Genomic DNA, 12,391 nt, shown 5'->3' with positions numbered 1-12,391 from the left:
TGCTCCTTGCGGAATTGTAGTATGCGCCAGCCATCCGATTCCCAACCATAACGATAAAAGCGCCGTTCTCCGCCCTGGCCGTTCCCCGCAGGTATTACCCTTTCACCGCCCCCGCCGACAGGCCGCTGACGATATACCGCTGCGCAAGCAGCGCAATAATCAGTACGGGCAGCGTAATGATGCAGGCTGCGGCCATGAGAGCCCCCCAATTGATTTCGGAGTAGGACATGAAGTTGTAGACGGCGACGGGAAGCGTTTTCGTACGATCGCCGGCCAGAATGATCGAGAACATAAAATTGTTCCATGAAAAAATAAAGGATAGCAGCGAAGAGGTAATAATGCCAGGCCCCGAGATCGGAAGCACGACGCGCCGGAACACTTGGGAACGGGTGCAGCCGTCGATCAGCCCGGCCTCCTCGATTTCGGTCGGAAGCCCCTCAAAGAATGATATCATGATCCAGATGATAAAGGGCAGTCCTACCAGCATATGGCTTAAAATGAGCGACGTAAAGCTGTCAACGAGACCCAGCTTCGAAAAAATGATAAACCACGGAATCAGGAACGTAATGCCGGGAATGATTCGCGCGACAAGAATGACAAGGCCGAGTCCCTGCAGGCGGTAGCGGGCGATCGCGTAAGCCGCAGGCAGTCCCAGAAGAAGCGAGCCGATCGTCGAGCCCGCCGCAACGAAGAAGCTGTTCCAGATGAAGATCAAGAAATCGTATTGACCGAATACGCTTGCATAATTTTTGCCGGTAGGCTCGAAGACGAAAAATTGGCCGGTCGACATGATCTGCGACTGCGTCTTGAAGGAAGCGAGCAGCATCCAGATGAACGGGAACGAGAACACGAGCACGACGAGCAGCGTCAGTCCCGATAAGACGGCATTGGTGATCTTTTGTTTTTTCTTCTTCATGTCGCTCCCTCCAGACGTTTGCGGAACCAGATCAGCAGCAGCGTGAATCCCATCACAAGCGCGAAAAATACGACCAGCAGCGACGAGGCCAGCCCAAGCTTGAAATACTGAAAGCCGAGCGTATAGCCGTAAATGTTCAGCGTTTCGGACTTCATGTTCGGGCCGCCCTGCGTCGTGGAGTAAATGATGTCGAACGTCTTGAGCACGTCGATCAGACGCAGCATAAAGGCGACCATAATCGTCGGGCGCAGCATCGGCAGCGTAAGATGAACGAATTTTTGCCAGGCCGTTGCCCCGTCCACATCGGCGGCTTCATAAGGCTCCGATGGAAGTGTCGACAGCCCGGCCATCACGATGAGCGCGATCATCGGCGTCCATTCCCAGACGTCGATCACGATAAGCGAAGGAATCGCCTGCGTCGGCGATGCGATCCAGAGCTGCGGCTCCAGACCGAACGCCTTAAGCACATGGTTGGCGAGGCCGATGGACGGCTCGTAAATCAGCACCCAGACGAGCCCCATCGCGACGGGCGTCGCCACCATCGGCAGCAGAAACAACGTTTTGACGAAATTTTTGCCGCGAAAATCGCGGTACAGCAGCATGGCGATCGCGACGCCGAGCACCGTTTCAAAAATCAGCGCGCCGGCCGAGAACACGAACGTATTTTGAACTGCCTGCCAGAACCGGGAGTCGGAAAGCAGCGTTGTATAATTGGCAAGCCCCACCCATTTCGGCGGCGTCGCCGACGACATGCTCCATTCGTAGAAGCTGATGCGGAACGTGTACAAAATAGGGAAAACCATCATCAGCAGGACGAACAAAACGGCGGGCATCGTGTAAATCCATTTCAGGTTCCGGTCGAACCAGTTCGTCGGCATATGCATCATCTCCTCCACTTCGACTTGTCAAGCAAAAAGGATGCGCCCGCCAAATAGGCGCATCCTCCATTCCGCACGCTTATTTTCCTCTCTCCTTGTCAATCAGGGCTTGAAACTCCTTGTTCGCCTGCTCGGCAGCAGCTTTGATGTCTTCGCCGGTAATCGCCTTCTGAACGATGGCCCCGATGATGTCCCGCGCCTCGCTGACCTTGTCGACGGACGGCACGGAATGGTCGACGCCGCCTTTTTGCGTTTCCTTGGTCACTTCGGCAAGCTCTTTCGGGAAGGCGGTGATGCCTTCCGGACTGTTCCATACCGACATGCGCGCCCCAGGATTTCCTTTTTTCTGGGTGGCCGTCACGGTCTCTTTGCTCGTCGCCCATTGGATGAAGGCCCATGCGGCGTCTTTTTTCTTGGATTTGGCATTCATCGCCAGGCTCCAGGAAGTAACGTTGAACGGCTTCGAACCTTCCTTGCCCGCCGGGAAGCTGGCGAAGCCGACCTTGTCGGCGACCTTCGATTTTTCCGGATCGGTTGTGTTCTTGAAGAGCGAATTCGCGTCCGCGAAGAAAGCGGCCTTGCCCTGCGCGAACACGCCGATTGCTTGCGGCCAAGACATGTTGAGCACTCCGGGAGGGCCGAAGTCTTTCAGCAGCGTGGCATAGGTGGTCATGCCTTTGATCGCTTCCGGCGTGTTGACGGTCGCCTTGTCGCCGTTCATAAAGTCGCCCCCTTCGGAGTACATGAACGACGAGATTTGCGAGACGAGCGGAGAACGCTGCCCGCGGGCGGCGAAGCCGTACAATTCGTTCTTCGGATCGTGGAGCTTTTTGGCGGCGGCGAGCAGCTCGTCCATCGTTTTCGGAACGGGGATGCCCGCTTTTTCCAGCAGGTCCTTGCGGTAGTACAAGATGTGCTGCTCCGTAATAATCGGTATGCCGTACAGCTTTTCGTTGACCGTATTGGAGCTGACGGACGCTTTGGAAAAGTCGTTGAAATCGTAGGCGGCGTCCTTTTTCAGGTAATCGTCAAGCGGGGCAATCCAGTCGTTCTTGACGAACATCCGCGCTTGCTGGAGCGGGCTCATCATGAATACGTCCGGCGTCTCCGACGCAGCCGTCAGCTGTACGGTCAGCTTTTGCGCCAACTGGTCCTCGAAAAAGCTCTGCACGTCCACCTTCATCCCGGTGCTCGCTTCGAATTGCGGAAGCAGCTCTTTGATCGCGTCTCCCCAAGGGTGGTTGGCGGTGACGATCGACAGCTTTTGCCCTGCGAAAGGCTTGTCCGCGCTTTGTCCCTGCTTGACCTCGCCCGGTTTCGCTTCGCCGCCGCAGGCGGCAAGCAGACCCGCCGACAGGACGGAGACGAGTCCGGTTTTCAGCGCGCGATTCATGGTTTGGTTCATGATATTTCGACCTCCCTCATAATGTACATGGCGGCGGGATTCGTTCGTAAGCGCTATCATAATAAGTTGTTCCCGCTATAGCTCAAGCCTAAACGATTTCCCCCGATGTTGAAATAACGCAGATTAAGCATTCATAACGCAGGTTCAACAAGTTGCCGCAACAAAAATAGAGCAAGCCGGCCGCTCGCTCCAGGTTCCGCACGATCCTACGTTTAGTCCTCCGCAATAAGGATCTCGATGCCCTTCTCTCTCAGCTGATGAATCCAGTCGGCCGGACATTCCCTGTCGGTGATAATCATCGAAATGTCCTGCAGCGCCGCGATGTTGGCGAATGTCGTTTTGCCGAATTTCGAATGGTCGGCCAGGACGATCGATTCTTCGGCCCGCTCGATCATTTTGCGCGAGACGCCCGCTTCGTTCAAGTCATAGTCCGTAATCCCTTCGACGAGCGAGATGCCACCGACGGAAATGAACGCTTTGTGCACTTTGAACTGCTGCAGCATCGCTTCGGTCAGCGTTCCCCCGACGGATTGCTGATTCACGTTGACCGCGCCGCCGGCAAAAATAATCCGGCCCTTGAACAGCTCCATCGCCAGCAGCAGCACCGGTACGGAATGGGTCACGACGGTCACGTCGGGCCGGTTCTGCAAATGACGGACGATCTCCATCGTCGTCGTTCCGTTGTCGATCATGATCGTCTCGCCTTCTTTGATCAGCGAAGCCGCCAGCCTGGCAATGGACGTCTTGGCGTCGTTGTTCATTTGCTCCCGCTGGATGAACGGCGGCTCCCAGCTATCCATGCGGGTTTTGACCGCACCGCCGTACACTTTTTTGAGCAGGCCTTCCTTCTCCAGCCTGTCCAGATCCCGCCGGATCGTTTCCGGCGACACGTTCAGCTGCTCGGCCAGCGCATGCACCTGCACTTTTTCGTCCTGCAGCAGCCGCCCCATAATCGTTTTCTTGCGTTCCTCGAACGTTAATGACACCGCCGCCCCGCCCTTCTTTGATTCATGCTTATTGTTGAATGTTTGTGTTGTTTATTGTTTTATGGTAACGTGCCGCTGGGGGGATGTCAAACGGCAGAAGCGGCCGGGCATATCGGACTGCCGGACAGGGCAATGGAGCCCGGTGGCGGCTTACTTCTCCGGGTTATACATGCGAAGCGTGCTGCGGTAGGCCCGTTTCATCCGGTCCAGCTGCCCGGCAAAAAAGGGCTCGGGCTTGGAGAGGGCCTGCCGAAGCGGCACAATCCGGCACTTTTTTTGCCCGCCATTCCTCGCAATGCATACCCATGTCGGGATGTACTCGACTCCTGCGAGCCGGACGGAACCGCGGGATGTTTTGCGGATTTTGATACGGACGATCAACCCGGTTAAGGCGGCATCCTTGCCGTGCAGCCGGGTGGAAATAAAGTTGCCCAGCGAATAAATCGCGAACCGGTCTCGCGTCCGGCCGTCGATGTCTTTCACCGTGCGGCACACGGCCGGTTGAAGAACATGCGGATGCGATCCAAGCACCACATCGGCCCCCTGACGAAACAAAAACCGGACCAGCTCTTTCTGGGGGACGGCCGGACTTTGGTGATATTCGTAGCCGCAATGCACGTACACAATGATGAAATCCGCGACGGCCCGCAACCGTTTCAGGTCCTTCTTCATACTTGTACGGACAATCTTCTTGACGCCGGCCGGCTGGCTCTTCGGAACCGGAATCCCGTTCGTATCTCGCGTATAGGCTAAAATGCCGATACGAACCCCCTCGACCTCTTGAACAAAGAGCGATCGGGATTCTTGCCGGTTCCGGAACGTTCCGACGTGGGCGATCCCGTTCTTGTCGAGCACTTCGAGCGTCCGTCTGAGCCCGCGGATGCCATAGTCCATGCAATGGTTATTTGCCGTAGCAAGCACATTGAAGCCGGCCGCCTTCAGCGCGGAGGCGAAGGCATCCGGACAATTGAAGGACGGGCAGCCGTTCTTCGGATTGCGCTTCGTCTTCGTGTAGCCGTCGTCCGGTCCCCCGGCGAAGGTGGTCTCGAGATTGCCGATCGTCAGATGCGCATCCTGCAGAAAGCGGGCAACCGGTTCAAACGCCTGCCCGAAGTCATAAAGCCCCCTTTTATGGCCGGCGGAGTCCCTTTGTCCGTCACCTGTACGCATCAGCCGAATCAGCAGCGGCTTCATCAAAAGATCGCCAACAGCGGCAATGATAATCTCGCGCGACATGCAATCGTCCTCACTATAGCTGGGCTTAAAATTCTCCATTCACTATATGCAATGCCTCCGGATTGGTTCAGCCGAGACAACACGCGATCATTCGCTTTCCGGCCTCTTCGAGGCCAGAAACTCCTCATTCACGATATTGCGCGGCGTTCCGCTTATATATCCCCGGATGTTATCCAGCAATTCCTTCATATTGGCTTCCCGGGCGGTATCCGTATACCACGCCGTGCCGGGCGTAAATACAACGTTATCGAGCTTATACAAGGGGTTGCCGGCCACCTGCACCAGGTCGTCAAGGCCCGCGCCGGCGATTTTTCCGTCCCGAAGCAGGGCGAACAACGCTTCCTCGTCCACCAGACCGCCCCGGCTCGTGTTGATGAACAGGGCCGTCCTTTTCATCGAAGACAACAGCTCCGAGGTGATCATGCCTTTCGTCCTGGCATGGAACGGCACATGCAGCGAGACGACGTCGCTTCGCCGCATCACCTCATGGATATCCACCGTTTCCACTCCAGGCACACTCCTTCCGGACCGGTTCGCGCCGATCACATGCATCCTGAAGCCCCGGGCGATCCGCGCCACCGCCTGCCCGATGCGGCCCGTGCCGATCAGCCCTAACGTTCGGCCTGCCAGTTCGCCTGCGAGGAAAGGGCCATATATATGGCTTTCTCCCTGTCGAACAAGGCGATCCGCCCGGAGGATGCGCCGATTGACCGCGAGCAGGAGCGCAAACACATGCTCCGCCACCGCTTGCGCCGAATAGGTCGGGCAGTTCGACACCGAAATTCCTGCGGCTCCCGCTGCCTCGATATCGACCAGATCGTATCCGGTCATGACGAGAGCGATATGTTTCAGCCTCTGCAGCTTCCCGAACGCCAATTCCCGAAGCCGCGTCCACTCCACAATCGCAATGTCCGCTTTTGACAATCGTAGAACGGCAGTCGTTACGTCCGGCCGGTCATAATAAACTTCAAATTCTCCGAGCTTCTCCATCTCCTGCACGAAATGGTCCGGCAGGTAAGTCGGTTGATCCAGATAAATGATTCTCATGTCGTATCCATCCCGTTCGTCATGAATGCCGATTGCAAAATTTTGCAGGCCTCCGCGAACATATCCGGACATCGGGCAAGCGCAATCCGGATATAGCGCTCCCCCTCTCCGTGGTCGTGCCAGTAGAAATGGTCCCCCGGCAAAATCCCGAGCCCCAGCCGCTGCAGACGGTCCACCATGTCCAAGCTGCGGACGTTGGGGTCGGTTATGCGGAGCCATTCGACGCTGATCGTCGAAGCCGGATTGTTCAAGAGAAGCCCGGAGGAGCGAATAACTTCCCGCAGCGTCCGGCGGTTCCGGTCAATCGTGTCCCATACGACGGACTGCAATCCGTGCCGCGCGGTATCCTTCAAATATTCGATCAGCAGCTGCAGGATAAACGGCGAAACGTTCAGCAAAATATCGTTGTGTAGCTCAAGCACGTCATCGGCCAAATCTTCGCTCATCGCGAGAATGCTGCATTTCAGATCTTGGGTCGGCCATGTCTTTCCCGTATCCTCCACCATCAAATAGCTGATGTTTGACCTCTCCAGCAGCTCGTACTGATCCCATAAAGGCATTCTTGAAAAAAATCGGAACGTGCAGTCAACGATAAGCAGCTTGTCATAATCACCACACAGCGCAACAAGCCTCTCCCATTGTTCCCGCGACAGCTCGAAGCCCGTCGGGTTGTTGGGAAGCGTAACGAACACCGCATCCGCCGCAAGCCCTGCGAACGTCTCTTCCATCCGGTCGAGCCTGAGCCCCTCCTCATGCAGCGGCGTCAAGGCTACGTTTCTTCTTTGCAGCAGTGTCGCCAGATTGTCGAAGCAGGGATGCAGCAGCGCGGTCGTCAACCCCCGCGAAGCCAAAAAAGTAGCGATCAAGTCGGTCGACAGCGAAGCCGAGTAACAGAACAGTGTCCGGGTAAGACCGGCGGCGGTCGGCTGTCCGGCCAAGGTGTAGAACAGACGGCGGAACTCGTCCTCCAACTCCGCCTGCCTTGCCGCTTCGGCCTGATCGAACAAGTCGGGCAGCCGCCCGATAATTTGGCGCTGCGTATCCGTTTGGGGCTGATGGGCATGGCCATCGGCTACGTTGAACAGCTGATTGATGCCGATCGATTCATACCTCGTCAGATTCGGCATCCGCACTAATGATTTCACTCGTCTCACTCTCCACTTACAGATTCAAGGGTTAGTCATCTTACACCATATGGGTGATCCCGCCCGCCGGACTCGTACAAACGCCCATTTTTCCTGGTATACCCACTCCATCCGTTTACACCGGGCGTAGACTAAAGCATATATTCGCTGTGAAAAGGTGGGATTTGCATGCCGGCTCGGAACATTCCCGTCATCGCTGTGACAGGCAGCGCGGGAAAAACGACCACAAAAGAAATGATCGCTTCCATCCTGCGGAGACGATGGACCATTTTCAAATCGGCGTCGAACTGGAATTTGCCGCCTAGCACGCGCAAGTACGCCAAGCAGATTCGTGCCCGTCACCGGGCGGCCGTCCTCGAATTCGGGATGCTCCGCAAAGGGCATATTCGCGAGCATTGCCGCTTGATCAAACCGGGCTACAGCGTGATTACCAATGTCGGAACGGCCCATATCGGCAATGTCGGGCACCGGGTCCAAGGCATCGCGGCCGCGAAATCGGAGCTGATCCGGCACATGCGGAAGAGCGGAACGCTCGTCCTGAATGCGGATAACGCGAATTCCAGACTGCTGTCCGTCAAAGGATTTCAAGGAAAGCTGCTGAAGGTTGGCATCCGCAACAAAGCCCATTACAAGGCGCGCGGCATCCGGTTCTTGGGCCGGGGAATTGCCTTCCGGGTTCGGCTGAACGGGAAAGAGGAGCGATTTTTCATTCCGTGTCTCGGGGTCCATAACGTGTACAATGCTCTGAACGCGATCGCGATTACGCACAGCTTGGGATTCACGGCGGGCGAAATCCGCAAGGGGTTGGCGAAGTATCCGATTCCGTACCGCCGATTGGTCCGAACGGAGCTGCCGAGGCGAATCACCTTGATCGACGATACGTTCAGCTCCAATCCCGATGCGACCCAGGCTGCCCTCGACACGCTCGCCTCGGTAAACCGAAAGCACAAAATCGCTATCATCGGCTATATGAAGGACATGGGCAAATACGCTGTCCGCGCTCACGATGAGGTTGGAAAATATGCCGCCCGAAAACGACTCACCCGGCTCTACACGGTCGGAAAGCTCGCACGGCACATCGCGGCGGGCGCCAAAAAAGCGGGCTTCCCCGCAACCCGCATCCGCAGCTTCGCATCCCGACCGCAGCTTCATCAAGCGCTTGCCGGAACGATCAAGCCGGATACCGCAATCCTGGTCAAGGGCACCCACTTATTAAAGCTGGAGAAAACTGTTTCCTTCCTGAAACGCAGCTTATCCGGCAAGCAGTCATAAAGACAGCTACGGCAAGTCCCGGTGCCCGGGACCTTTTTTTTGTAAAATAATCTAATATTTTTTAGAGAGGCGCCGATATTATAATAGATTAAAAACTGAAAACATTTGGAAAGTTTTCTCGACATCCTCGACATCAAGGAAAGGTAAAGGACTCTGAAATGAACATTTGGGAATTACTAGGAATTTCCCCCACACTTGAAGTCAGCGTCATTAAACGCGCCTATGCCAGGAAACTAAAGGTCTACCATCCCGAAGACGATCCGGACGGTTTCCAACGTTTGCGGGAAGCGTACGAACAAGCGCTGAATGAAGCGAAATATCTCAAGGAAGCGCAGCAGCCGTTGCGGCCCGACTCCACGGAACCGGCAAGCGATCCGCAGGACGAACCGGTTCAACCGGACACGCCGGATCGCGAACCCGCTTCATGGGTTGATGGCGATCCGGCAGCTTCCTCTCCCTCCCACTCGTTTGTCGAAGAGACGATGAAGCGGATCGAAGCTTTATACGCCAATCTGCCGACGCGGATCGACGTAAGCTTATGGAGAGAGCTGTTTGCTCAAGAAGAGCTCTGGAATATGAATGTAAAGGCCGCTTTGCACGAACGGCTGTTAGCTTTTCTGGCCGAGCATAACCACCTGCCCAAGCCGGTTTGGGCACTGCTGGACGAGCATTTCTGTTGGACAAGTCAGGAAAGGGAATTAACTAAACGCTACCCGGAAGATTTCGTCGGTTATTTGTTGATGGAAGTCACCAAGCCCTGGGAGCTGCGCTACGAGTTTATTCCGGAAACAATTGATTATGACGCATTTATCGGATACCGGAACGCGGCCCAGCATGCGCTGATGCAGAACAATCTCGAGGATGCCGAGCCGTATCTGGCCGCGGCCCGGGATTTGTTCGCGGATGACCCGGACCTGCTCCGGTTGATCGGCAATTTTTATGTTCGCACAGGCGACTTGGAGCATGCGCTCCAGACTTACAGCCGCTTGATCGAACTCCATCCCGCAGATCTGGACGGATTTATCCACCGCGCCGCCCTGTCGCTGGAAGGGGGAAATCTAAGACAGGCGTTCTCCGATTACCAGCATCTTTTGTCGCATATGCCTGACGATCTGCAAGCCCTCAGCGGACTGGCACGCTGTTACGCAGCCTATGACCGGTTGCCCGAAGCCAAAGCGGTTCTGGAGCTCACCGTCGCACAGCATCCGTTCGACCTCGATTCCCGTATCCGGCTGATGGATGTGAACAAGCAGCTTGCAGGCAAAATACGCACGGAATTGATCCTTTCGCCCGAACAGGCCGAGCTGCAATTTGCGCTGGCCCAAATTTACTTTGATTTGGAACAGTTTGACCCCTGCTGCAAGGTGTTTGACACTATTCAGACTTTGACGGCATTGAACTCCGACATGTATTTGCTATGGGCTCGTGCGTCATTCAAACGGCGATTGAAGAACAAGGCCTCCGAATTATTCGAAAAAGCATGGACCGCAGCGCAGAGCGAAGGCGTCAACGGCTACGAAATCCTCGTTCATCGAGGTATAGCTTACCTGAAAGCGAAGAACACGAAGCTTGCGGTCCGCGACCTGTCTGCGGCGCTGCGGATGAACGAGTATGACGCTGCCGTTCTCGGTCATTTGGCGAGCATCTGCCTGAAGGAGAAGCAGTGGCACGAAGGGATCGGGTTCGCCGATCGCGCGATCGCCATCGATCCGACCAACTGGCATTATTATTCCGTCAGAGGCCTCTGCCACTATCATTTGAATAACAACAGGGAAGCTCTTAACGACCATGCCGTGGTGGTGGAGCATGAATATGATTTTGACGAAGCGTGGTTCCGGAAAGGGATGCTGCATTTGCGTCTGGGCCAATATCCCGAAGCGATTACATGCTTTGAAACCGAGATGGCTTGGAATCATGAGGAGGATTCCTACTATTATGTGGCCGGCGCGTGTTTTCTGAATCGCGATTACACGGCCGCTCTTGAAGCGATCTGTACATATAAACGGGCTCATCCCGACGATGCAATCGGCTATATGATCGAGGGCGATATTTACCGTGCCATGGGAGATGAGGCCAAGGCGAAGGAAATCTATTTCGAAGCGGCGGAATTGTTTAAGGACGATTATTATCCGACCCAATTGGCGCTGTATTACCTTCTGAAGGAATGGAAATTGACGACAGGCAAGCAAATGACTGCCTTTATCCGCCGTCTTGCCGCTGGCTGGCCGAACGATACATGGGCGCAGCTGGAACGCCTCAAGTTTATGATCAACACGGATTTATGGGAACATGTCCCCGAACTGGTGAAAACTTATTTTGCGAATTGCAGCGACGACCCTTCTTATGATTCCTTGATTTGGCTATACTCCGGGGTGGCTTATTACCACGAGGGAAAGTATGCGGAAAGCATCGAGAGCTTGAAACGCGCGCATGAGCTTGGAGAAAGAAAAACCGTCAGCATTTACTTAAGCATGGCGCACGTCAAGCTGGAACGGATGGCGGAAGCGTTGTCCTACGCCCTGCAGGCTTGTCAGGAAGATCCGGATAACGAGGAGTACCGGTTGTTTTATAACCGGCTGCAAGAATCGGCTGATAAAAAGTCGCTTTGGGGGCTCTTCGGCATCAAAAAGAAGTTCCGCATTCCTAGGACGCTTTTCCTGAAGCATCAGGATGTGGGCGACGTGCACGCCTTGCATTTTATGCTGGATGAAGATGAGGATGGGGATGAAGAAGATGAATAGGGATAGTCAAAGCGGATCCAACCTGACCGAACTATGGAGTATCTCGTTATGCGCCGTGTTATACAAAATGAACGGGCTCGATCCCGGAGACGATGACGAATGGGAATCCGCAAAAAATATCGAAATGCATAAGCAGTCTTTTAAACGGGACTGGGGGATCGAGAATGCGGACGATTTAAGGAAAAATCTTGAGTGGCTGGCCGAAGAGGGGCATCGCGAGTCGTTCAATCAGATCCGGTCCTTTCTGTCCGCATTGTCTGAAGCCGAACAAACGAAATATATCGACTCGATCCCGAAAACGACGGGAGGGTACCGAAAGCATCAAATTGTAAAAGCGTACATGAACCGGCTCCCGGCTGCGGGGATCGCCGCCTGGGACTTGGGCAGATATGCGTATTTGAGCCGCAAAGGCGCTGTCATGGGCTACATCTCGCAGGAGCAATCGCTTGAGCTTGTGAAACCGATCATTGCCGCTGCTCAGCAGTCGTATTCCGGCTGGCGCGAATACGGAACCGCCTATTTGGCCGGAAGGCAATTTTGGTGGGCGCAGCCCACGGCGGCAAGCGCGCAGAAAATGGCGGGCTATGTCCGCAGCCTGCTCCTGAATGCCGACAGCCTGTGGAACCGGCTGGAGTGGGAGATGCCGCTCGAAGAGACCGCCGGGCAGCCGGCAGGCCCGTTGGCATAATTCCCCATCTGCGAGCCAAGGCCGGGCGCCATCGTCCGGCTTCTTCGCCCGCGCATGCAAAAAAACCGCCTTGCCGC

General features: G+C 55.5%; 10 protein-coding genes. 3 read left to right on the top strand and 7 right to left on the bottom strand.

The genetic code is table 11. The features are described 5' to 3' along the window. Positions 1-94: 94 nt before the first annotated feature. The 7 genes from KQX66_RS16160 to KQX66_RS16130 form a co-directional block, all read right to left on the bottom strand. A complete protein-coding gene (locus tag KQX66_RS16160) occupies positions 95-916 on the bottom strand; it encodes a carbohydrate ABC transporter permease (protein ID WP_054971748.1) in 822 nt (273 codons plus the stop codon). Then, the gene (locus KQX66_RS16155) at positions 913-1,794 is read right to left on the bottom strand and encodes a carbohydrate ABC transporter permease (RefSeq protein WP_216793872.1); all 882 of its coding nucleotides are present in this window, start codon (positions 1,792-1,794) and stop codon (positions 913-915) included. Before KQX66_RS16155 ends, KQX66_RS16160 begins: the two co-directional genes overlap by 4 nt. Before the next feature lie 79 nt (positions 1,795-1,873). Next, positions 1,874-3,199, bottom strand: a complete 1,326-nt coding sequence (locus tag KQX66_RS16150; RefSeq protein WP_216793871.1) for an ABC transporter substrate-binding protein — start codon at positions 3,197-3,199, stop codon at positions 1,874-1,876. 212 nt (positions 3,200-3,411) lie between these two features. After that, complete coding sequence (locus KQX66_RS16145) at positions 3,412-4,185, bottom strand: DeoR/GlpR family DNA-binding transcription regulator (RefSeq protein WP_216793870.1); 774 nt, start codon at positions 4,183-4,185, stop codon at positions 3,412-3,414. A gap of 150 nt (positions 4,186-4,335) precedes the next feature. Next, complete coding sequence (locus tag KQX66_RS16140; protein ID WP_216793869.1) at positions 4,336-5,421, bottom strand: CapA family protein; 1,086 nt, start codon at positions 5,419-5,421, stop codon at positions 4,336-4,338. A gap of 87 nt (positions 5,422-5,508) precedes the next feature. Further along, positions 5,509-6,468, bottom strand: coding sequence for a 2-hydroxyacid dehydrogenase (locus KQX66_RS16135; protein WP_216793868.1), 960 nt, complete (start codon positions 6,466-6,468; stop codon positions 5,509-5,511). Then, positions 6,465-7,613: a pyridoxal phosphate-dependent aminotransferase gene (locus tag KQX66_RS16130; protein ID WP_216793867.1), complete on the bottom strand. Its 1,149-nt coding sequence runs from the start codon at positions 7,611-7,613 to the stop codon at positions 6,465-6,467. Before KQX66_RS16130 ends, KQX66_RS16135 begins: the two co-directional genes overlap by 4 nt. A 168-nt stretch (positions 7,614-7,781) precedes the next feature. Here KQX66_RS16130 and KQX66_RS16125 point away from each other — a divergent pair, with 168 nt between their 5' ends. From KQX66_RS16125 to KQX66_RS16115, 3 genes are all read left to right on the top strand, one after another. Then, positions 7,782-8,885, top strand: coding sequence for a UDP-N-acetylmuramoyl-tripeptide--D-alanyl-D-alanine ligase (locus tag KQX66_RS16125; protein WP_216793866.1), 1,104 nt, complete (start codon positions 7,782-7,784; stop codon positions 8,883-8,885). A 158-nt stretch (positions 8,886-9,043) separates the two neighbouring features. Further along, positions 9,044-11,626: a tetratricopeptide repeat protein gene (locus KQX66_RS16120; protein WP_216793865.1), complete on the top strand. Its 2,583-nt coding sequence runs from the start codon at positions 9,044-9,046 to the stop codon at positions 11,624-11,626. Further along, entirely contained in the window at positions 11,619-12,314 is a 696-nt protein-coding gene (locus KQX66_RS16115) for a DUF1266 domain-containing protein (RefSeq protein ID WP_216793864.1), read from the top strand. The genes KQX66_RS16120 and KQX66_RS16115 overlap by 8 nt, the downstream gene beginning before the upstream one ends. Positions 12,315-12,391 lie beyond the last annotated feature (77 nt).

This window comes from Paenibacillus oleatilyticus, from assembly GCF_018998565.1.
Taxonomy (GTDB): Bacteria; Bacillota; Bacilli; order Paenibacillales; family NBRC-103111; genus Paenibacillus_G; species Paenibacillus_G oleatilyticus.
This window is presented reverse-complemented; position numbering and strand designations above follow the sequence as displayed.

Excerpts from the sequence above, each read along its gene's own strand:
- KQX66_RS16135 (WP_216793868.1), bottom strand. The coding sequence starts at position 6,468 with ATGAGAATCATTTATCTGGATCAACCGACTTACCTGCCGGACCATTTC.
- KQX66_RS16160 (WP_054971748.1), bottom strand. The coding sequence starts at position 916 with ATGAAGAAGAAAAAACAAAAGATCACCAATGCCGTCTTATCGGGACTG.
- KQX66_RS16140 (WP_216793869.1), bottom strand. The coding sequence starts at position 5,421 with ATGTCGCGCGAGATTATCATTGCCGCTGTTGGCGATCTTTTGATGAAG.
- KQX66_RS16155 (WP_216793872.1), bottom strand. The coding sequence starts at position 1,794 with ATGCCGACGAACTGGTTCGACCGGAACCTGAAATGGATTTACACGATG.
- KQX66_RS16115 (WP_216793864.1), top strand. The coding sequence starts at position 11,619 with ATGAATAGGGATAGTCAAAGCGGATCCAACCTGACCGAACTATGGAGT.
- KQX66_RS16150 (WP_216793871.1), bottom strand. The coding sequence starts at position 3,199 with ATGAACCAAACCATGAATCGCGCGCTGAAAACCGGACTCGTCTCCGTC.
- KQX66_RS16120 (WP_216793865.1), top strand. The coding sequence starts at position 9,044 with ATGAACATTTGGGAATTACTAGGAATTTCCCCCACACTTGAAGTCAGC.
- KQX66_RS16125 (WP_216793866.1), top strand. The coding sequence starts at position 7,782 with ATGCCGGCTCGGAACATTCCCGTCATCGCTGTGACAGGCAGCGCGGGA.